The sequence below is a fragment of the Mucilaginibacter defluvii genome (genome assembly GCF_039543225.1).
Lineage (GTDB): Bacteria > Bacteroidota > Bacteroidia > Sphingobacteriales > Sphingobacteriaceae > Mucilaginibacter > Mucilaginibacter defluvii.
This window is the reverse complement of record NZ_BAABJI010000001.1, coordinates 1,107,759-1,128,627: the sequence shown is the minus strand read 5'-3', so window position 1 is coordinate 1,128,627 and position 20,869 is coordinate 1,107,759. Positions and strand designations below refer to the sequence as shown.

The following is a 20,869-nucleotide window of genomic DNA, read 5'->3' as shown; positions in this document are numbered from 1 at the left end:
AAATAAATAAAAAAGAGGATGAGCTTTCGCCCATCCTCTGCTCAGATGTGTTAGATGTGAATGGTTTAATTAGCCGGTTCAATACGCGCGACCCAACCGCCGTCAGCTTCCATTTTTATGTCGATAGCTTCTCCGGCTTTTATGGTTTTGGTAACCTGTTTAAAGTCCATCGCCTGGAAATCGGCATTAATGCCATCCTTTATCAACGTAATGTTATAGGTAACGCCCGGCTTTAAAAAGCTGGTGTTGATGGTCAGTTCGTGCGGTTTGCTGTTGCCCATGGCGCCAATAAACCAGTTTCCACCTTTACGGCGCGCGGTAACTACGTACTCGCCCAGCGAGGCATCAAGCACACGTGTTTCATCCCAGGTTACCGGCACACTGGTAATGAATTTAATGGCCTCCGGCTCGCGGTAATAATTATACGGGTTATCGGCAAGCATTTGCAGGCCACTTTCAAATACTACGTACATAGCCAGTTGATGCGCACGCGTACCAATGCTCATAGTATTTACCCAGGTTGGTTTGTAATCCTTTTTATGGGCCGAACGCATGGCGCCTGGTGTGTAATCCATCGGACCAACAGCGTTACGTAGAAAAGGCAGATACAGGTTATTATCCGGCGTAGCCCAACCACCTCCAATATTTTGCTCCATACCAATAACACCCTCGTACGACAATACGTTAGGATATGCATACTCCAAACCTGCAGGCTTGAACGCGCCGTGGAAATCAACCAGTATTTGGTGCTTGGCCGCTTCTTTAGCAACACGGGTATAATAGTTAACCATCCACTGGTCGCTGCGGTCCATAAAGTCGATCTTCATACCGGCAATGCCCCATTTTTTCAGGGTTTCAAATATATCAAAGTGGTTCTCAACCGATAGCCAGGTGAACCACAGGATGATCTTTACGTTCTTCTTTTTACCGTAATCAATCAGTTCGTGCAAATTGATGGTAGGGTTTGGCTCAAATGGGTTCTCGGTAGTCTTAGCCCAACCTTCATCCATAATGATGTACGGGATGCCATATTTTGAAGCGAAATCGATATAATACTTGTACGTATCCTGGTTATAGCCCGACTTAAAATCAACACCGTAAACATAAGCATTGTGCCACCACTCCCAGGTCACCTGGCCGGGCTTTATCCATTTGGTATCTTTCAACTGGTTTTGGGTTGACAGACGAGCAACCATCTGGTTTTCTACCAACTCCTTATCCTGATCAGTGATCACCACAAAGCGCCACGGGAAGTTGCGCTTGCCTGCTGTTTTAGCAATATAAGGCGCTTCTTTTTTGATCTCCAGGCTGCGGTCGCCATCCGGACCAAAAGCCAGCGGCGCTTTAGGAAATATGGCATCAACGCTTTTATCACCGGTTGACTTTACAAAAAGGCACGGATAATCATACAGATCAGCCTCTGATAGCAGCACTTTGTATTTTTTGTTATCGAACAAAATTGGTAGCACGCTCATTCTACCTTTGTTTACGTCAGCTAAAGGCTTGCGTTGGTAAACTATCTCATAAGAAGTTTTAAAGCCCCCGGTTTCCAGGTACGATGCCTCCACGTTATCCGCGAAGTTCAGGTGAACATCCTCGTTATTTATAGCGATAGAATCCTTTTTATTGGTGATGAAACGGTAAGCCACCCCATCATTATAAGCACGGAACTCTACGCTGTAATCGCCCTTTAAATCAAGCCTTAACTGGTTGTAGTTATTAGGCACCGAACTATTTTTTAAAGATACTACCGGGTGCAAAACAGTATTAACAGCAGTAACGGCTTTTTTAATCAGCCTTGGTTTTTCGCCAAGCTTTTGCTTGCCCAGGTCAAGTTGCAGGTACGAGTTGCTTAATAGTGCATCGCCGTTAACGCTTACAGAATAGTTGATCCTGTCCTTCAGGTCAACCGTCAGCTTGATCTTGTTATCGGGCGAGGTAAGATCAATGGTTTGCGCCATCAGCCTCACACCTGCCGAAAGCAGTAAAGTAGTGAGTAAAATTTGTTTCTTCATGTGCTTGTATTAAGTGATGTATTTAGTATGAGTGGATGTTTTATTTAATTACTTCCCATTTTTTAATAATGAACCTATTGCTTTTAAAGTTGCCTTTACGCTCCGCCTTGCCCTTGGTGCTCTGATAGTTCAGGCTGATGTTATTGTAATTTCCCTTATCGTAATTAAAGGTAACGCCGTCATCTTCAAATAAACTACCTGTCGCTTTTTCACCGTAAACATAGCAGGTTATCTCAAATTTGGTGTCGGGTGTAACATATTCAACCGGTTTGGCCATTGGCAAAACCGTGCCTTCTTTTATAAAGATGGGCAGTTCGGTAAACGACGTATTGATGGTATATTCCTTACCGCCGTCCATCTTTTTACCGGTATTATAATCGTACCAGTTACCGGCTGGCAGGTAAACCTTGCGCTCATTTTGCTTTTCGGTAAGCGGGGCGGCCAAAATGCCCTGCCCTATCATATACTCGTCGGGTATGTTATGTACCTTTTCATCATTAGGATAATCCATCACCAAAGCCCTGAACGGCGGGATACCTTTAAAATGATAATCAGCAAAGGCATTATACAGGTAAGGCACCAAACTCATGCGGAAGTTCAGCAATTTGCGTACATCAGCCTCTACCTCTTTGGCATTGGCCATCAGCTCGTTGTTGTTGTTTTGTTTGATGTTGATTTGCAGCCATGGTGGATTTTGCAGGTACCAGGAGTTGTATAACGCCTGTGCCGATAATACGGCCGTTTGGCTACGGCGCATCAGGTCTTTCACCGTGTTTGATTCCCGCACCTCCGGCGACCAGATCAGCCCCGAAAAACCGGAGTTGACTACCATGCCGATGTATTCATTATGATCGTAAGTATCGCTGTATAAGGCTGCCGGGTAGGATGACGCAAAGGAGCTTGAAGCCCTCACATCCAGATAAGTACGGATGTTATTTTGCTTGTAGATGTTATAAATGGCCTTTTGGTATAGCACACCAAATACCTGGTGCATCTGCTCACCATCCAACCCCGAAGGGAAACGGCTATGCTCCGGGAAACTCCAGGTGGCATCGCCCATGGTGATGTTAGAGTTATCGCACTCATCCATTTTGAAGCCGGATATGCCTTGCTTCACAAAAGTGTTTTGATGGTAATCAGCAAATAGTTTAGTGGCCTGCTTATCGGCAAAGTCGGGCACTAAACCGTTCCATACCAAATAATTGCCTGATTTATTTTTCAACTGCGTATACAATGGCGATTTAGGATTAACAAAGGCATGCTCCCACAAATTGATATGGAAACCCTGACGTTTCATGCTATCGATCAGGTTTTGCGGATTAGGGAAAAACTCGTTATTCCAAACGTACGAGCATGAGTACGATGCCGTTTGCCAGCGTGGTTCAAGCCCCAGCACATCACAAGGAATATGGTTATCCCGAAAATAAGCCGCCATCTTTTTAACCTGATCCTGCTTAAAATCAGCCTTAACGCGGTATTTTACGCCTAAGCCCCAAATGGCAGGCAGTGCACCACCGCCCGAAAACAGGTTGTAACGCTGCATCACGCTCAGCATATCCGGCCCTTCAAAAACGTAAATCTCGATACCCTTGGCTCCGGGTACATCGGCCGATACATAGCCTGCGGCTGTACCTTTGCTACCATAAAGCTCACTTACCGAGTTGCCTCCATTACTTTGTGAAGATGCCTTTACCTCGTTAACATTTTTAGCGGTAGTGCCGCAATAAAAGGTAGTGTAGCGGGCGGTGTTTACCAGTATGCCATAGCCTTTATTAGATACATAAAAAGTTGTAGGCGCATGAGTATAGCCTAAGTTGGTTGACGGATTATCGTTAACGATAGGTTTTTTACGCAAACCGCGCTGGTTAAACGAGCCTATCTGCAAGCCGAAGCCATAAAGCTGTTCCTTATCGTCCAATGGTACTTCAACCAGTACTCCCCTTTCGCTGATGTTAATCCCGATGCTGTTGATATCAAAAGGCAAATTACCGGCGGGCAGCTTTTGCATGGCAGCCACCTGTGGTTTCTCATCGCAAAAACTGTAGGGTGTTAATGGATCTGTTTTGCCGATGGTTATTTTTTTCACCCCCGGCGCAACTTCAGTTACCTGCCGTTGCTGTGAAAAAACGGCTGACACAGAAATCAGAGATAAAACAATCAGGCAAAAAAACTCGCGTAAGCGTAAATTTACAGGCATGTTTAATTAGCGTTGGTTAGCTGTTAAACATACAGATAAAAAACTTTTAGATAAAAATTATTGAAAAAACGTTTTTGCAAATCACCTGATTGTTACAGGATGTTATGATCTGAATTACGGAAGTGAGCTAGTTTGATCTGAAACATCTCGGCCATTTTGCCTGCCCGCCATTTTGCTTCGGTAGCTTTATCGCCGGTAAAAAGTTCATCAACAGTTTCGTTAAAAAGGTTTAGCCAGGTTTCAAAATGCTCACGCTCAACAGGCAACTGCGCGTGCGGCGGAAACGGGCGGCCAAAATAAGTATACTCTTCCAACAAAACGGTTTGCCAAAAGCTGTACATTTTTTCGAGATGCTGCGGCCATCTATCCTGAATACGCTCATTAAAAACAGGGCCGATTAATGGATTTTGCTGCACCTTGCCGTAAAAGGTATCAACCAGATTTCTTATATCCTGAAGTTCAAATATATCCTGATGCGCTGCCATGATTTACAAATATAGATACAGCAATTTTTACCGGCGTTAAAACAATGCAATAATAATTGATAAAAAGCCACTAAATATTGGTTTTATTGCCTAAACAAAAGGAGCAGTTTTCGCTTATACTTTTAACTGAATTATGAAAGAGATACCCATTACGGTAAAAAGATCGATCGAGCTTCTCGGTCTCGCGCTTGCAGGTGCAATATTTATTATTGGCCAAAATATAATAATGCCCTTGCTAATGGCTTTTTTTATTAGCCTGATGCTATTACCTGTACTCCGTTTTTTCAGAAAACTTAGAGTACCCGAGGTGCTGGCTATATTTCTTCCTATATTACTTTTATTCATATTTTTGGGGCTGATCGTATGGTTCTTTTCAGCACAGATAGGCTCACTGGTGGCCGATTTTCCGCAGATTGAAAAAAACGTAGGCAAGCACCTTAACTCCCTCAGTCAGTGGATAGCTGATGATTTTAACTATTCCGCTAAAGAACAGCTTAAATTTATTGACGAGCAAAGCAACAAATTACTTGGGTCTCTTGGTAATATTTTAGGAGGTGCGGCCGGTTCGGTAGGTAGCATATTGTTATTTTTTGGCTTGCTACCTATATATATCTACCTTATACTGCTTTATAAAAACCTGCTGGTACGCTTTGTATTTATGTGGTTTGAATCAGAACAGCATACCAAGGTTGAAGAAGGTATGCGTGCCACCGAAAGCATTATAAAAAGCTACCTGATAGGCTTGCTGATACAGATTACTTATATCACTGTACTATTGGGCTTGATCCTGTTTTTGTTCGGCATAAAGCACGCGCTATTGATAGGTGTAATTTTCGCTTTTTTAAACCTCATACCCTACCTCGGCGCATTGATTGGTAACGTTTTAGGCGTACTAATTACCCTGGCCTCATCACAGCAAATACTGCCAATATTTATTGTACTGGGTGCTATAGCCGTAGTTCAGTTTTTAGATAACAATATACTGATGCCACGCATTGTAGGCTCCAAAGTGAAGATAAATGCGCTGGCAGCTATAGTTGGTGTGATACTTGCCGGTACCATGGGCGGTATATCAGCTATGTTCTTGGCGCTGCCGATCATTGCCGTACTAAAAATCATGTTTGACAGATCTGAGCAGTTTAAACAGTGGGGCGTACTACTGGGCGATGAAAGACCGAATCTTAGTCCGATGAATTTTCCGGTATTCCGAAAAAAGAAAAACGTCCCGGATAAACCGACGACAATTTAGTATAGTAAGTAGTGAATGGTGAGTAGTGAATGCTTAAATATTCACTACTCACCATTCACTACTTACTATACCATCCTTTTAGCAACGGCATCCCAGTTTACCACATTCCAAAATGCATTAATGTAGTCCGGGCGTTTGTTTTGGTATTTTAGGTAGTAGGCATGCTCCCACACGTCGAGACCTAAAAGTGGTGTACCTTTAATCTCAGCGGTATCAAACCAAGGGTTGTCCTGGTTAGGCGTTGAGCCGATTTTCAGCTTAGCGCCATCCTTAACCAACCATGCCCAGCCTGAGCCAAAACGTTTGGTAGCGGCATCGGTAAACTCAGCCTTAAATTTATCAAACGAGCCAAATGAAGCATTAATCGCGTCAGCTACTTTACCGGTTGGCGCAGCGTTTGACGGCGCTTTCAGGCTCTCCCAAAAAAAGTTATGGTTCCAGGCACCACCGGCATTGTTACGCGCCTTAGCTGATATTTTTGATGCATTGGCGAAAAATTCCTTCTCGGTTTTGTAAGGTATTTTTTCGCTTACTATCAACTCGTTGATGGTTTTAATATAGGTGGCGTGATGCTTTGTATAATGTATCTCGTTAGTAAGCGCGTCAATGCTCGGCTCAAGGTCGGCATACTTAAAAGGCAGCGGCACCTGCTTAAACGCAAAGGCTGCGGGCTCCCGCTCACCGGCTATGGCGTTTGCAATAAATGAGTTACCTACGGTTACCGCGGCGGTAGCGGCAAGTGAGGTTTGTATAAATTTACGACGGCTGTTGTTTTCCATGATGTATAAATATGAATTTGAACTCTGCTAACTTAACAATTAATATTAAGCTGATGTTTAATTACATATTACAAAAACGGGCTTATTGCAATGTTGTTACATTTTTTATTGAGCTGCATAAACCCACATTTGCATTCAATGGTTTGAATTATATAACTTTGAGATATGATAGCCGGAACAGAATCATTAGAAGATTTTTATAAAAGCAAGTTTGATTGGTTGCCTGATAATCTTGGTCAAGATATTGGTCACTTTAACGTTTTTCGTTTGGAAGACTGCCACGGCCCCAATAAGGCGCCCGTAAAATATACCCGCCGCGATTACTATAAAATAACCCTGTTCACCGGTAAATGCCGCTACCATTATGCCGATAAAAGCGTTGACGTGGATGGTAAAACACTGATGTTTTTTAACCCGAACGTGCCTTATACGTTCGAGTCCATGTCTGACGATATGCGCGGTTACTTCTGTATATTTAAGGAAGGCTTTTTTACCGAACGCCTGCGCAGCAACATAACCGACTTGCCTATGTTTACGCCGGGCGGCAAGCCATCATATGTACTTACGGATGAGCAATACGATGAACTTTCGCAGATTTTTGAGAAGATGCTTAAGGAAATAGCCTCTGATTACCGGTTTAAATATGATTTGCTGAACAATTACGTAAATGAAGTAATTCACTACGCTTTAAAACTGCAACCCACTGAAAACCTGTATCGACACCCGGACGCGAACTCGCGCATTACGGCCATTTTTACCGAACTGCTGGAGCGGCAATTCCCGATAGAATCAACCTCGCAGCGGTTTACCCTGCGTTCGGCCAATGATTTTGCGGATAAACTTTCGGTACACGTTAACCACCTTAACCGGGCCATACGCCAAACCACCGGCCGTACCACAACCAGCCATATTTTTGAGCGGCTGGCTAATGAAGCCCGTGTGCTGTTAAAGCATACCAACTGGAACATAGCCGAAATAAGTTATACCCTTGGCTTTGATGAACCGGCACATTTTAACAACTTTTTCAAAAAACAAACACAACTAACACCGTCTGCCTATCGCAATGTGTGAATTTTGCAATCTTTAGTTTGATAAACGCTATCGCTCCGCTTTAAACCCATACTACCTTTGTATTGTTAATAACAAAAAACAATACAATGGAAAACAAGCAAATATGGTTTATAACCGGGGCCTCTAAAGGTTTAGGCCTTTCTCTTGTAAAAAACCTTTTAAACGCGGGCCATGCGGTAGCCGCCACATCGCGCAAGCTGGATGAATTAGTTAACGCCGCCGGCACTAACGATAATTTTTTACCCCTGCAGGCTGATGTAAAAGATGAAGCCGCTATTGCTTCTGCCATCAAAAGCACCGTTGAAAAATTTGGACGTGTTGATGTGGTGGTAAACAACGCCGGCTATGGTATTGGTGGCAGCGTAGAAGAGTTAAGCGATACCGAAACACGCGACAGCTTCGATGTAAACGTTTTTGGCTCACTGAATGTAATTCGCCAGGCCATGCCATACCTGCGTACGCAACGCTCAGGCCACATCATCAACATATCATCAATAGCGGGCATTACCGCAAATACCGGCTGGGCTATATACGCCGCCACCAAATATGCGCTTGTAGGTTTAACCGAATCATTAGCCGCCGATATTAAAGAGTTTGGCATCAAGGCAACAATTGTGGCGCCGGGCGGTTTCCGCACCAATTTTTTGGAGCCCGACTCTATCTATATAGGCAAAAACCCGATTCCTGAATACACAGCCGTACGCGCTACGCATGACAGATACCTTAAAATGAGCGGTAACCAGGCAGGCGACCCCGACAAGGCAGCCGTTGCTATGATTGAGCTGGCCGCCATGGAAAACCCGCCGCTGTACCTCTTACTGGGCAGCGACGCGTATGCCCGCGCTAATGAAAAATTAGAACGGTTGAGCGCCGAGATCAAACAATACGAAGCGCGTACCAAATCAACAGATTTTTAAATTAAGACGATTAATAATACTATAAAAAATGAAGAAGCAAAAAACATGGTTTGTTACCGGGGCCTCAAAAGGTTTGGGGCTATCACTGGTAAAACAATTACTGGCAGCCGGTTACAACGTAGCCGCTACCTCACGCAACGCAGCCGATCTTAACCAGGCTGTAGGCAACCCTAATGATGAGTTTTTACCACTCGAAATGAATATCAAAAGCGAGCAAAGCGTAGCCGAAGCCATTGACCTAACCGTTAAACACTTCGGAAGAATAGACGTGGTGGTAAACAACGCGGGTTACGGTATGCTCGGCAGCCTGGAAGAACTGAGCGAAGAAGAAAGCTACGAAAACTTCGCGGTAAACGTATTCGGCTCGCTAAACGTAATCCGCAAGGCTATGCCGCATTTGCGGGCGCAGGGTTCAGGCCATATATTTAACATTGCCTCAATCGGTGGTTTTACCGGTGATTTCCCGGGCTTCGGGATTTACTGCGCTACCAAGTTTGCGGTGCATGGTTTTACCGAATCGTTAGCGGCCGAAATAAGAGAGTTTGGCGTACATGCTACAGTGGTATCTCCGGGGTATTTCCGTACCGATTTCCTGACATCAGGCTCAATGGCGACGCCTGCAAATCCGATTGCTGAGTATAAAAGCGTGCGTGATTCGCAAAATCAACACGAAAACGAAATTAACGGCAACCAAGGTGGCGATCCTGAAAAAGCAGCCCTTGCCATGATCAAAGTAAGCGAAGCTGAAAACCCGCCGGTACATTTATTTTTAGGTGAGGACGCTTACAACATGGCCTATAAAAAAATAGAAAGTATTAAAAACGATTTGGAAACCTGGAAAGAGGTAACTGTAACAACCGGCTTTGATGCCTAATTGAAACTGATAATAATAACAAAATGGATAATAAGTATGCGGGCATGTGGGTAACCAAGGATGGTTATATACGCCACAATTTGTTACCCAACGGCCGTTATGATGAAGCCCGCGGTAACCGCGAAAGCGCCTACCAGGGCATTTACACCATTGAAGGCGACCATATTGAATATGTTGATGACACCGGCTTTACCGCTGATGGCGACTTCAGAGATGGTATATTATACCACGCCGGAATGGTTTTATACCGTAAGGATTGATACCTTACTCCAGCCCCTCTCCTATGTAGAGGGGCTACTTATTTAAACACTTTTTTAACCTGTCATTTCAATGCAGTAGTGAGAAATCTGCACGCGTCATTGCCACGCGACAGATTCCTCCTCGTACCTTCGTTCGGAATGACAATTTGTACGCACAATCTGTAAATAACCTATAAACCCGGCATCAGTAATGCCCGGAGCAGCACAAGCCTTGCCAAAGCACAACCATTCACCGGGCAGGACGTAGCCGGCGATTTATTCGCTATGTTTATTTTAATTGTGCTCATGAGATCGCTAACGCTAAGTTTTGTTTCTTTTGATCGCTCAAAAGAAGTTAAGGACAGGCTTTACACCATTTCCAATATCTCTCTAATACTAACTATACTCTCAAATTTTTCGTTATCAATAGTATCTTCAATCTGCTCATGCGCCCATGTTATGTGGTAAGGCACGTGTATGGCCGAGCCGCCAATGTTGAGCACCGGCATAATATCCGACTTTAAAGAGTTGCCGATCATCAGCAATTCATCCGGCTGAATATCAAGGTGCTTTACCAGTTTGAGGTAATTGGCATCGTCCTTTTCAGACATGATCTCGATATGATGAAAATAATGGCTCAAACCCGATTTCTTGAGTTTGCGCTCCTGGTCGAGCAGGTCACCCTTCGTGGCTACCACCAGGTGATAACGTTCTTTAAGCCCGCTTAAAACCTCTTCAACACCATCCAGCAATTCAATCGGCTCATCGAGCAGCGCTTTACCTAAGTTGATTATCTGCCCGATAATCTCAGCCGGGATAGTATTGTTTGTAACAGTAAGGGCCGTTTCTATCATGGATAGGATGAAGCCTTTTACACCGTAGCCGTAAAGTTTTAAGTTGCCGATTTCGGTTTTCAGCAACTCCCGCTCAAGCGCGTGCTGCTGCAAAAATTCATTCAGCAGTTTATAAAATTCTTCTTCGGTACGCCTGAAGTACGGCTCATTTACCCAAAGGGTATCATCCGCATCAAACGCGATAACTTTTATACTCATAACGCCTTAAAAATAGCGTTTTGCGCAAAATAAAAGCTATAATTATTTATCGTCGTTCATAAAATCAAACGCCCCTTTACGCAGATTGATGCCATACTCCAGATAAGCCTTTAAGCAGGCTGAAAAGTTGGCCCATCCTTCGGTATTATTTTTAAGCCATTGTATGGATGGCCGCTCGGCGGCCGTACTCTTTTCGGTAACAGTAAGCTTGGTGGCGTTATCTCCGCGCGGCGTTAATATCATCTCTACTAAAAACGGTGTACCTTCAACATCCCAGGTAAGCGCTATAAGCTCGTTGGCATCAATCTTTTTCACATTTACCGGAAACTCCCCTTCAAACTCCGGAAAGCTCCACATTACCTGCTTCCCTTCTTCTAATCGTGCGCTTCCGTTTGCAATAAAATAGTTCGACATTTTTTGAGGATCAACAATTGCCTCGAAAACTTCAGCTATTGGCTTACTGATCTGGATATTGGTTTTAATTTCAAAATCGGCTGTATTCATAATTTTAGCATTTATTTATTAACAAACTTAGCGTCGAAAGTTTAACTATTACGGGTGCTTTAGCGACTAATTAGCGGTGTAATAATACCAGGAGAAGTATAAAGTTATATTTTAATTAATTTTTGATATAATAAATTAACTACAACCCAACATTGTTTACCGCTGCTTGTTAATCAGTTATATCTATCAGTTCCATGAAAAACACATTCTTTATTTTAACACTTTCAGCAGCCTTACCCACGTTCGCTTTCGCCCAGAAGGGCATAGCGCCCGACGAAAAATTCACCGCAACCATCAACACCAATTACCCGGCACAGGTAAAATTTACCGAGGGGATGGCCGCTAATTTAAAAGTACCCGATGGATACAGGGTAAGCATTGCCGCAACCGGTTTGGGCAAGCCCCGTATAATGGCAGTTAATACTGATGGATCGCTTTACGTTACCCGGCGCGATAAGGGGGACGTACTACACCTATCCGGTAAGGACGCTAAAGGCCGCTTCGCCAATGTTAAAACAATCTGGAAGTTTGAGGATGTACATGGCATTACTATACATAACGGCTGGCTTTACGTGGCGTCCAGCAAAATATTAAAGCGCGGGCGCATAAATGTTGATGGTTCTGTTACAGATACAGCCACTCTCATTAAAGACCTGCCCGAGGGCAGCCAGCACAACAACCGCATGATAGCCTTTGGGCAGGACGGCATGTTGTACATGACCGTAGGCAGTGATTGCAATGACTGTGGTGAAACTAATAAAGAACACGCCACCATGCTTCAAATTAAACCTGATGGCAGCGCGCGCCGGGTGTTTGCAAAAGGTTTGCGCAATACCATAGGCTTTGACTGGCATCCTGAAACAAAAGAAATTTGGGGATGCGATAACGGTACCGACTGGCGCGGCGATGAAATTCCGCCCGAAGAACTTAACAAAATAACGGATGGGGGAGACTATGGCTGGCCCATGGTTTTCGGCAAGCGGCAGGTGGATCCTACACGCGAAGACCCTGTTGGGGGTACCAAAGATGGTTATGCGCAAACAACCGTGCCGGCTGTAATTACGTTTCCGGCGCATTCCGCGCCCATTGATTTCAGGTTTATTGGCGACACCAAAGATTTCTCAGAATTTAAAAATGATGCCCTTGTTGCCTGGCACGGCTCCTGGAACCGCAAAAAACCCGAGGGTTATAAAGTACAGCGCATTCAATACGTAAATGGCCAGCCAACCAAGGTTACCGACTTTTTTTGGGGCTTTTTAAGTAACGATGGCAAAAGCCGCATTGGCAGGCCCACCGGTATCATAGCATCTAAAACCGAAGGCATCATCTATGTTTCTGACGATGAGAACGGTGTGATTTACAGCATAACCGCCGCTAAATAAGCAAGCGCTTTATAGTAGGTTATTAAATGCTTAAAATTGCATATTAATAGCCGCTAATTAATATGAAGCGTATTTGTTTAGTTGAAGATGAAGAAAAAGTTTCGTCCTTTATAAAAAAGGGACTGGAAGAGCACGGCTACAGCGTTGACGTGGCTGAGGATGGCATAGCCGGGCTTACCATGATGCTGCAAAATAAGTACGACGTTTTCATCCTCGATATGATGCTGCCCCTGCTGAGCGGCATGGAGCTATGTAAACAGATACGCCAGAAACAGCCGGAGGCACCGGTGCTGATATTAAGCGCGCTGGGCACAATTGATGATAAAGTAAACGGTCTGCACGCGGGTGCCGACGATTACCTGGTTAAACCATTCCATTTTAAGGAATTGCTTGCCCGGATTGAAGCATTGCTACGCCGCAGGCAGCCCGCGAATGACGGCGGCGAAAACCACTTCCTCACTTTTAGCGACCTTAAACTCAACATTTGGGATAAAACCGCCGAGCGCGCGGGTAAGCAGATAGCCCTGACCGCCAAGGAATATGCCCTGCTGGAGCTTTTTATCCGCAATGCCAACAAGCTGTTATCACGTGAGTATATCACCGAAAAGGTTTGGGGAATCAATTTTGATACGCAAACAAACATGGTTGATGTGTATGTGAACTACCTGCGCAACAAAATTCAAAAGGGTTTTGACAAGAAGCTGATACACACCGTAATTGGCATGGGTTACATTTTAAAGGAAAAATAACAGGTAATGAAGATCAAAACCCGCCTGTCGTTATATTTTACGCTCATCAGTTCGGGTGCTTTGCTGCTGGTGCTGGTGGCGCTGTACCTGGCGGTGTATTCTTTCTCTCGCGAGGATTTTTATAACCGCCTTACCGACCGCGCCAACGTAGCCTCACAACTTTATTTAAAGGCCGATGAGATCAATGCCGACTCGCTGGTACAGGTACAGCAACGCTATCTTGATAAGCTGAGCGGCGAAGTGATAAAGGTTTATGATAACGATAATAAATCGGCTTTTAATACCCATAACAACATTTTTTGGACTGATACCATCATTGAACAGGTACGTAAGGATAAGTACCTCAAATACCAGGATGGCAACCGCCAGGTGGTAGGTAAATTGTATCATGATAATCAGGGCGATTTTGTGATACTGGTATCGGCCGTTGACCGTAGTTTTGCCCGCCGTGTTACCATGCTGAGCCAGGTAGGTGTTGTATTATTTATAATATTTACCGCGGTATTATTTTTTGCAGGGCAATTATTTGCCAACCGTGCACTCGCCCCTATTAAAAAGGTTATCACCCAAATGGGGCAAATACGCTCAAGCAACCTGCACATGCGGGTTGAGGAGGAGAACAATAAGGATGAGATTGATGAACTGATCAGCAATTTTAACAGCCTGCTGGAGCGGCTTGAAAACGCTTTTGAACTGCAGCAAACTTTTGTAGCCAATGCCTCGCACGAGTTGCGCACCCCGCTCACCAGTATTATGGGCGAGGTTGAAGTTGCCTTAACCAAAGCGCGGAATACTGATGAGTATGAGCGAATTTTGGCATCCATATCTGCCGATGCCCTGCGCCTGCAGGAAACCATTACCAGCCTGATGGAACTGGCGCAGGTAGATATGAATTATACCCAGGCCAGAATATCACCGGTGCGGATTGACGAATTGCTGTGGGAACTGCATGAAAGCTGGACAGAAAAGAAAGGCTCTGGCAAACTGCACCTCACCTTAGGCACCATGCCGGAGAACGAAGGTGATCTCGAAATTTCAGGGAATAAACCCCTGCTATACATTGCATTAAACAATATTATTGAAAACGCCTTTAAATACTCAGGCGGCGAGCCGGTGAGCATTAAGTTTGAAGCCTTGCCAACACAGGTGAGTATTGCCATTACCGATCAGGGACCGGGCATAGCAGAAGATGACCGCCAGAAAGTACTGCGCCCTTTTTACCGCGCGGGCAATGTTAAAAAACTGCCCGGCAGCGGGCTCGGCCTGTATATCACCGATAAAATAATACAGCTTTGCCACGGGCGCATAAAAGTATTATCAGACGGTAAAACAGGCAGTACTTTTATTGTTGAATTTGCTAAAAACAGTGCATTTTAAATTCTAATGGCATTTTAATGCAGGTTTAATTCGCTTCCAATTCGGCCATTATAGTTTTGATCTATCGAAAGATCAGAACAAAACTATAATGGCACCTTATAAAAACTTATTCAAACTACTGCTGCCCGTACTGGCAATATGCAGCGCCCCGAAGGCCTACAGTCAGACAGACACCCTAAAGCTGAACTTTAAGGACAGCGAAAGTCTTTTTTTACAGAACAACCTTACCTTACTGGCCCAAAAGTATAATGTAGATGCCTCAAAGGCACTCATTAAACAGGCTGGTTTGTGGGATAACCCGGTGTTAAGCACCGATCAAAATATTACTGACAACTCAGGCAAGTTTTTTGACCACAGCAAAAACACCGGGCAGATATTTTTGCAACTCAGCCAGGTATTTACCACTGCCGGCAAACGTGGCAAACAGGTAAAGGTAGCCAAGGATGATGCCAGCATACAGCAAGCCGCGTTTGACGACCTGCTGCGCAACCTGCGCTACAACCTGCTGCTTGATTTTGCGCAAATATCAAATCTTGCAGAGCAGGGCAAAGTTTATCAAACCGAAATAGCATCGGCACAAAACCTGGTTAATGCAATCCAGAAATCGTATGATGCAGGCAATAATTCACTAAAAGATGTGGTGCGGTTAAAAGCATTGCTTTTTAGCTTGCAGAATGATTTGGTGGAGAACAACCGCCAGCTTACGCAACTGCAAAGTGAGCTTAAAACATTGCTTGGTGTATCTGCTGATAAATTTGTATTTCCACAAATAAGTTTCAAGGCAACAAACACACCATTAAACGCAGCTGAGCTTGCTGAAAAAGCCAAAACCCTACGTGGCGATTACCTGGCCGGCCAGTATACCTTACAGCAAAATAACGATAACGTATTGCTGCAAAAAGCCTTAGCCAAACCCGACGTTACCATCGGCGTAGCCTATGACCAAAACAGCAACTATGCGCCACATTATGTGGGTTTGCAAATTTCGGTCCCCCTTCCCCTTTTTAACCGCAATCAGGGTAATATTAAAGCAGCACAATTGAGCGCCCAAGGCCAGCAGCTTGTAGTACAAAACAACGCGCTGCAACTACAAAATGATGTGTATTCGGCTGTAAATCAGTACCGCCTCAGCAACCAGTTGCTGGGCCAAAGCGAAACCGATTTTTACGACCGTTACGACCAATTGTACACCAGTATGCTGAAGAGCTTTAAACAAAGGCAGATCAGCCTGCCCGAGTTTGTGGATTTCTTTGACTCATACAAAGACACCAAGCTGAAAATATTGCAACAGCAATATAACCTGAACAAAGCCATTGCCGACCTGAATTTCGCGGTAGGCACCACTGTAATTGATCCTCTGTAACCCTATTATAAATACAATGAAAAAGCAATTAGCATATAGCGCCATAGCCTTAGTTTTTGCGCTGAGCGCCTGCGAGGAACATAAAACCGGCACCATGGAAACCAAAAAGGTTTGCGTAAGCGATTCCATGGCACGCATGATCAAAATAGACACCGTTAAGGTATCGCAGGTTAAGGATGAACTTTCGCTCACCGGCGAGGTATCATTTGATGAGAATAAGGTAGTAAAGGTATTCCCCTTCGCAGGCGGACAGGTTACGGATGTTAAGGTATCATTAGGTGATAAAGTAGCCAAAGGCCAGGTGCTTGCCGTACTGCGCAGCGCCGATGTAGCCGGTAATTATACCGATCAGCAATCAACCCGTGCCGATGTGGCCATCAGCAAACGCCAGTTACAACAGGCCGAATATCTGTACAAAAACGGTATATCAAGCGAGCGTGATTATACCGAAGCTAAAGAGAACTACGCCAAAGCCCAGGCCGCTGATGATAAGGTAAAACAGCAGATAGCCATTAACGGCGGGGGCAATACCAGCGCGAACGGTACATTGGTTATCCGCGCCCCGCGAGATGGGTATGTGGTTGAAAAGAATATATCGGCAGGCAACTTTATCAGGCCGGATAATAATGAGAGTTTGTTCACCATATCAGACATGAAGGATGTTTGGATAAACGCCAACGTTTTTGAAAGCGACATTGCTAAAGTAAAACAGGGTTACACGGCCAAAGTGACTACCATCGCCTATCCCGATAAGGTATTTACTGGTAAGATTGACCTGGTGAACTCTGTGTTAGATCCGGACAGCAAGGTGATGAATGTACGCATCTCTCTGCCGAACAAAGACCTGCTGCTTAAACCCGAAATGTTTACCAATGTGGTGGTTACCAATAATGAAAGCGGCACCGCTGTAGCCTTGCCTGCATCAGCCGTAATATTTGATAACAGCAAAAACTACGTGGTGGTATACAATAACCGTTGCGATATGGAGATCCGCGAGGTTAACCCGGTAAAAACGGTTGACAGCGTAACCTATATAGCAGGCGGGTTAAAACCGGGCGAGCGCATTATATCTCAAAATCAATTGTTTTTATACAACGCCCTGCTAGGCGAATAACCGCCTGATCCGTATCACTGCCGCTTTGCCTTTGGCATCGGCGCAATATTTACTACAATGAACAAATTCATTAAAAGCATCATATATTTTTCGCTGCGCAACCGGGCCTTCGTGTTTTTTTTAACCGCGGTACTTGCCGTGGTCGGTGTGTGGAGCTATACTAATACCCCTATTGAAACCTTCCCGGACGTTACCAATACACAGATCATCATCATAGCGCAATGGCCGGGCCGCAGTGCCGAGGAGGTTGAAAAAATGGTAACCATACCTATGGAAACCGTATTAAACTCGGTGCAAAAAAAGGTTAACCTGCGCACCACCTCATCCTTTGGCCTGTCATACGTTCGCATTATTTTTGATGATGACGTGGACGATGCTTTTGCCCGCCAGCAGGTATTGAGCCGCCTTAGCAATGCCGAGTTGCCTGACGGTGTAAAACCAGAGGTTGAGCCGCCATATGGTCCAACCGGCGAGATTTTTCGTTACACTTTAAAAAGCAAAACCAAATCGCTGCATGAGCTTACCGCCATACAGGATTGGGTGCTTGACCGCCAGTTCAAAGCCATCCCCGGCGTTGCCGACGTGAACAGCTTTGGCGGCGAGGAAAAAGACTATGAAGTGAGCGTTAACCCATCGTTATTGCAAAAATACGGGCTTACGTCACTGGACGTTTACAATGCCATCAACCGCAGTAACATTAACGTAGGTGGCGATGTGATTGAAAAGAACAACCAGGCATTTGTGGTGCGTGGTATAGGCTTGATCAACAACATCAGCGAGATCGAGAATATTATCATCAAAAACGTTAATAACGTACCTATCTTAGCTCGAAACATCGCGGTCATTAAAGAAAGCGGTTTGCCCCGCCTGGGCCAGGTTGGGCGCGATAAGGATAACGATGTAATTGAAGGCATAGTAGTTATGCGTAAGGGCGAAAACCCTGCTGATGTATTGGTTCGTATTAAGGACAAGGTTCAGGATTTGAACGAGAACGTGCTACCTAAGGATGTTAAGATAGACACCTTTTACGATCGCACCATTCTGATGGAGTTTTGTACAGAAACGGTAATACATAATCTTTTAGAGGGTATTGTGCTGGTAACCGTAGTGGTATTGTTGTTCATGGCCGACTGGCGCACCACGCTTACCGTGTCCATAATTATTCCGCTGGCTTTGTTGTTCGCGTTTATTTGTATGCGGATAAAGGGCATGACGGCTAACCTGATCTCAATGGGCGCTGTCGACTTTGGTATAATCATAGATGGAGCGGTGGTAATGGTCGAGGGTCTGTTTGTAGCGCTTGATCACCGGGCAAAAGAGGTCGGTATGGAAAAGTTCAACAAGCTTGCCAAACTGGGCCTTTTCAAAAATGTAGGAGCCGAAATGGGTAAGGCTATCTTTTTCTCTAAACTGATCATCATTACCTGCCTGATCCCGATCTTCGCATTTCAAAAGGTAGAAGGAAAAATATTTTCGCCTTTGGCCTATACACTGGCCTTCGCCTTGTTAGGCGCGCTGCTGTTTACGCTTACATTAGTACCTGCCCTTTCGAGCGTGCTACTGCGCAAAAACGTACGCGAAAAGCATAACCCTATCGTGTTGTTTTTTGAGAATGGCATAAAAAAGATGTTCAGATTTACATACCGTAACCAAAAAATGAGCCTGATAGTGGCCATGAGCGCTATGGTATTAACCTTTATGTCGGCTAAGCTGTTGGGTACCGAATTTTTACCTCAGCTTAACGAGTGTGCGCTTTGGGTATCGGCACAATTACCGATGAGCAGCTCGCTGGAGAACTCGGTTAATGTTACCAATAAGATGCGCGCCATACTGGCTACCTTTCCGGAGGTTAAACAAACACTATCGCAGGTAGGCCGTACCAACGACGGTACCGACCCGAAAGGCTTTTTTAACGTGCAGATACAGGTAGATCTGCTCCCAAAAAAGCAATGGAAACGCCACATTACCCAGGATGAACTGATTGCCGAAATGGATAAAAAACTAAGTCAGTTTCCGGGTATTGTGTTCAACTACTCGCAACCTATTATTGACAACGTGGCTGAGGCGGTGGCCGGTGTGCCCGCATCAATGGCGGTAAAAATATTCGGATCGGACTTTGATGTGCTGGATAAAAAGGCAGATGCCGTAATGTCGGTACTCAAACATGTTGATGGCGTAACCGATCTGGGCGTGCTGCGTAACCTTGGCCAGCCCGAGTTCAGGATAGAGCTTGACCAGCGTAAAATGGCCTTGTACGGGGTATCTACTGCGGATGCCAATTCTGTAATCGAGATGGCCATTGGCGGTAAAGCGGCTACCCAGCTATACGAAGGTGAGCGTAAGTTCGACATCCGCATTCGTTACCAAAAACAATACCGCGCCACACAAGAAGATATTGAAAAACTCATGGTACCAACCCTTAACGGTTCAAAAATTTCCATCAAGGAGATCTCAACCATCCGGGAGATTACCGGGCCGGCCTTTGTATACCGTGATAACAATTCACGTTATATTGCCGTAAAGTTCTCTGTCCGTGGCCGCGATTTGGGCAGCACCATTGCCGAGGCGCAAGCGAAGGTAAACAAGAATGTACAATTACCTCATGCGTACTCTTTTACCTGGAATGGTGAGTTTGAAAACCAGATACGTGCATCAAGTACCCTGGCACACGTAGTACCGATTTGTTTACTGTTGATATTCCTGATATTGTTTGTAACCTTTGGTAACAGTAAAGATGCCCTGCTGGTATTGCTGAACGTACCCTTCGCATTAATAGGCGGTATTTTGGCACTGCACATTACGGGCATCAACTTCAGCATATCGGCCGGTATTGGTTTCATAGCCTTATTTGGCGTGTGCATCCAAAACGGGGTGATCCTGATATCGGTTTTCCGCACAAACCTGCAAGCGGGTATGCACCTTGACGAGGCCCTGCTTGATGGAGTAATATCAAGGGTACGCCCCGTGGTAATGACCGCCCTGATGGCTGCCATTGGCCTGATGCCCGCGGCCATATCAACCGGTATCGGTTCTGAAACGCAAAAGCCACTGGCCATTGTGGTAATTGGCGGTCTGGTTACCTCAACCATACTTACCCTGCTGATACTCCCTGTAATTTATGCTATAGTATACAGGCTGATACACCGCCGGGAGAACAGAAAGTTGCTAAAGAATATAGGTGCTATTAGTTCATAGTAACTAAGCTCCGGTAATCAGTAAAAATACCCCTCGCCATATTGATGATATTACCAATTTTATTCGAAGCCGCTTATTTTTCTTGAACTGAACTGATAATAAAAAAAAGCGTAGGCCTGCCGGAAAACCGGGCAGGGAGTATGGCCTGTGCGGATGAAGGTTTTTTCCGGCTTGACTTTTGGTTACTTTGTGTCTAAGACAAAGTAACTGGCCTCTGCGGCCAAGAGCAGGCTGGCGATAGTCAAAGCATAATCGTTTAAAAAGAAGCACTTTCGTAAACAGAGTTCACTACCTGTCCTAAACTTCT

17 protein-coding genes are annotated in these 20,869 nt (G+C 44.9%); 11 read left to right on the top strand and 6 right to left on the bottom strand.

Going from position 1 to position 20,869, the window contains the following annotated elements; translation table 11 throughout:
- Nucleotides 1–65: 65 nt before the first annotated feature.
- The 3 genes from ABD960_RS05065 to ABD960_RS05055 form a co-directional block, all read right to left on the bottom strand.
- Entirely contained in the window at nt 66–2,015 is a 1,950-nt protein-coding gene (locus tag ABD960_RS05065; protein WP_345329832.1) for a glycoside hydrolase family 97 protein, read from the bottom strand.
- A 40-nt stretch (nt 2,016–2,055) separates the two neighbouring features.
- The gene (locus tag ABD960_RS05060) at nt 2,056–4,212 is read right to left on the bottom strand and encodes a glycoside hydrolase family 31 protein (protein WP_345329831.1); all 2,157 of its coding nucleotides are present in this window, start codon (nt 4,210–4,212) and stop codon (nt 2,056–2,058) included.
- 92 nt (nt 4,213–4,304) lie between these two features.
- Complete coding sequence (locus ABD960_RS05055) at nt 4,305–4,697, bottom strand: group III truncated hemoglobin (RefSeq protein ID WP_345329830.1); 393 nt, start codon at nt 4,695–4,697, stop codon at nt 4,305–4,307.
- 133 nt (nt 4,698–4,830) lie between these two features.
- Here ABD960_RS05055 and ABD960_RS05050 point away from each other — a divergent pair, with 133 nt between their 5' ends.
- Nucleotides 4,831–5,946: an AI-2E family transporter gene (locus ABD960_RS05050; RefSeq protein ID WP_345329828.1), complete on the top strand. Its 1,116-nt coding sequence runs from the start codon at nt 4,831–4,833 to the stop codon at nt 5,944–5,946.
- A 65-nt stretch (nt 5,947–6,011) separates the two neighbouring features.
- Here the strand turns inward: ABD960_RS05050 and ABD960_RS05045 are convergent, their stop codons facing one another.
- On the bottom strand, nt 6,012–6,725 hold the full coding sequence (locus ABD960_RS05045) for a superoxide dismutase (RefSeq protein ID WP_345329826.1): 714 nt from the start codon (nt 6,723–6,725) through the stop codon (nt 6,012–6,014).
- A gap of 165 nt (nt 6,726–6,890) precedes the next feature.
- On the opposite strand from ABD960_RS05045, the gene ABD960_RS05040 reads away from it, so the two are divergent.
- The 4 genes from ABD960_RS05040 to ABD960_RS05025 all read left to right on the top strand — a co-directional run bounded on the left by ABD960_RS05040 (nt 6,891) and on the right by ABD960_RS05025 (nt 9,847).
- Nucleotides 6,891–7,796, top strand: a complete 906-nt coding sequence (locus ABD960_RS05040) for a helix-turn-helix domain-containing protein (protein WP_345329825.1) — start codon at nt 6,891–6,893, stop codon at nt 7,794–7,796.
- 86 nt (nt 7,797–7,882) lie between these two features.
- Nucleotides 7,883–8,713: an SDR family NAD(P)-dependent oxidoreductase gene (locus ABD960_RS05035; protein ID WP_345329824.1), complete on the top strand. Its 831-nt coding sequence runs from the start codon at nt 7,883–7,885 to the stop codon at nt 8,711–8,713.
- A 28-nt stretch (nt 8,714–8,741) separates the two neighbouring features.
- Nucleotides 8,742–9,587, top strand: a complete 846-nt coding sequence (locus ABD960_RS05030; protein ID WP_345329823.1) for an oxidoreductase — start codon at nt 8,742–8,744, stop codon at nt 9,585–9,587.
- A 23-nt stretch (nt 9,588–9,610) separates the two neighbouring features.
- On the top strand, nt 9,611–9,847 hold the full coding sequence (locus tag ABD960_RS05025; protein ID WP_345329822.1) for an Atu4866 domain-containing protein: 237 nt from the start codon (nt 9,611–9,613) through the stop codon (nt 9,845–9,847).
- A gap of 347 nt (nt 9,848–10,194) precedes the next feature.
- On the opposite strand, the gene ABD960_RS05020 is transcribed toward ABD960_RS05025, so the two are convergent.
- Complete coding sequence (locus ABD960_RS05020; protein ID WP_345329821.1) at nt 10,195–10,878, bottom strand: HAD family hydrolase; 684 nt, start codon at nt 10,876–10,878, stop codon at nt 10,195–10,197.
- 42 nt (nt 10,879–10,920) lie between these two features.
- Nucleotides 10,921–11,382 (bottom strand): SRPBCC domain-containing protein, encoded by a 462-nt coding sequence (locus tag ABD960_RS05015; RefSeq protein WP_345329820.1) that lies wholly within the window; start codon nt 11,380–11,382, stop codon nt 10,921–10,923.
- Nucleotides 11,383–11,576: 194 nt separating this feature from the next.
- Between ABD960_RS05015 and ABD960_RS05010 the strand changes: the two genes are divergently transcribed.
- The 6 genes from ABD960_RS05010 to ABD960_RS04985 all read left to right on the top strand — a co-directional run bounded on the left by ABD960_RS05010 (nt 11,577) and on the right by ABD960_RS04985 (nt 20,562).
- On the top strand, nt 11,577–12,764 hold the full coding sequence (locus ABD960_RS05010; protein WP_345329819.1) for a PQQ-dependent sugar dehydrogenase: 1,188 nt from the start codon (nt 11,577–11,579) through the stop codon (nt 12,762–12,764).
- Between the two features lie 62 nt (nt 12,765–12,826).
- Nucleotides 12,827–13,513, top strand: coding sequence for a response regulator transcription factor (locus tag ABD960_RS05005; protein WP_345329818.1), 687 nt, complete (start codon nt 12,827–12,829; stop codon nt 13,511–13,513).
- Nucleotides 13,514–13,519: 6 nt separating this feature from the next.
- Nucleotides 13,520–14,890, top strand: a complete 1,371-nt coding sequence (locus ABD960_RS05000) for a sensor histidine kinase (RefSeq protein ID WP_345329817.1) — start codon at nt 13,520–13,522, stop codon at nt 14,888–14,890.
- Between the two features lie 88 nt (nt 14,891–14,978).
- Entirely contained in the window at nt 14,979–16,253 is a 1,275-nt protein-coding gene (locus ABD960_RS04995) for a TolC family protein (RefSeq protein WP_345329816.1), read from the top strand.
- Nucleotides 16,254–16,269: 16 nt separating this feature from the next.
- Nucleotides 16,270–17,367 (top strand): efflux RND transporter periplasmic adaptor subunit, encoded by a 1,098-nt coding sequence (locus ABD960_RS04990; RefSeq protein WP_345329815.1) that lies wholly within the window; start codon nt 16,270–16,272, stop codon nt 17,365–17,367.
- A gap of 57 nt (nt 17,368–17,424) precedes the next feature.
- A complete protein-coding gene (locus tag ABD960_RS04985; RefSeq protein ID WP_345329814.1) occupies nt 17,425–20,562 on the top strand; it encodes an efflux RND transporter permease subunit in 3,138 nt (1,045 codons plus the stop codon).
- Nucleotides 20,563–20,869 lie beyond the last annotated feature (307 nt).

Coding starts and splice junctions, on each gene's coding strand:
- ABD960_RS05065 (WP_345329832.1), bottom strand. CDS start 2,015: ATGAAGAAACAAATTTTACTCACTACTTTACTGCTTTCGGCAGGTGTG.
- ABD960_RS05060 (WP_345329831.1), bottom strand. CDS start 4,212: ATGCCTGTAAATTTACGCTTACGCGAGTTTTTTTGCCTGATTGTTTTA.
- ABD960_RS05055 (WP_345329830.1), bottom strand. CDS start 4,697: ATGGCAGCGCATCAGGATATATTTGAACTTCAGGATATAAGAAATCTG.
- ABD960_RS05050 (WP_345329828.1), top strand. CDS start 4,831: ATGAAAGAGATACCCATTACGGTAAAAAGATCGATCGAGCTTCTCGGT.
- ABD960_RS05045 (WP_345329826.1), bottom strand. CDS start 6,725: ATGGAAAACAACAGCCGTCGTAAATTTATACAAACCTCACTTGCCGCT.
- ABD960_RS05040 (WP_345329825.1), top strand. CDS start 6,891: ATGATAGCCGGAACAGAATCATTAGAAGATTTTTATAAAAGCAAGTTT.
- ABD960_RS05035 (WP_345329824.1), top strand. CDS start 7,883: ATGGAAAACAAGCAAATATGGTTTATAACCGGGGCCTCTAAAGGTTTA.
- ABD960_RS05030 (WP_345329823.1), top strand. CDS start 8,742: ATGAAGAAGCAAAAAACATGGTTTGTTACCGGGGCCTCAAAAGGTTTG.
- ABD960_RS05025 (WP_345329822.1), top strand. CDS start 9,611: ATGGATAATAAGTATGCGGGCATGTGGGTAACCAAGGATGGTTATATA.
- ABD960_RS05020 (WP_345329821.1), bottom strand. CDS start 10,878: ATGAGTATAAAAGTTATCGCGTTTGATGCGGATGATACCCTTTGGGTA.
- ABD960_RS05015 (WP_345329820.1), bottom strand. CDS start 11,382: ATGAATACAGCCGATTTTGAAATTAAAACCAATATCCAGATCAGTAAG.
- ABD960_RS05010 (WP_345329819.1), top strand. CDS start 11,577: ATGAAAAACACATTCTTTATTTTAACACTTTCAGCAGCCTTACCCACG.
- ABD960_RS05005 (WP_345329818.1), top strand. CDS start 12,827: ATGAAGCGTATTTGTTTAGTTGAAGATGAAGAAAAAGTTTCGTCCTTT.
- ABD960_RS05000 (WP_345329817.1), top strand. CDS start 13,520: ATGAAGATCAAAACCCGCCTGTCGTTATATTTTACGCTCATCAGTTCG.
- ABD960_RS04995 (WP_345329816.1), top strand. CDS start 14,979: ATGGCACCTTATAAAAACTTATTCAAACTACTGCTGCCCGTACTGGCA.
- ABD960_RS04990 (WP_345329815.1), top strand. CDS start 16,270: ATGAAAAAGCAATTAGCATATAGCGCCATAGCCTTAGTTTTTGCGCTG.
- ABD960_RS04985 (WP_345329814.1), top strand. CDS start 17,425: ATGAACAAATTCATTAAAAGCATCATATATTTTTCGCTGCGCAACCGG.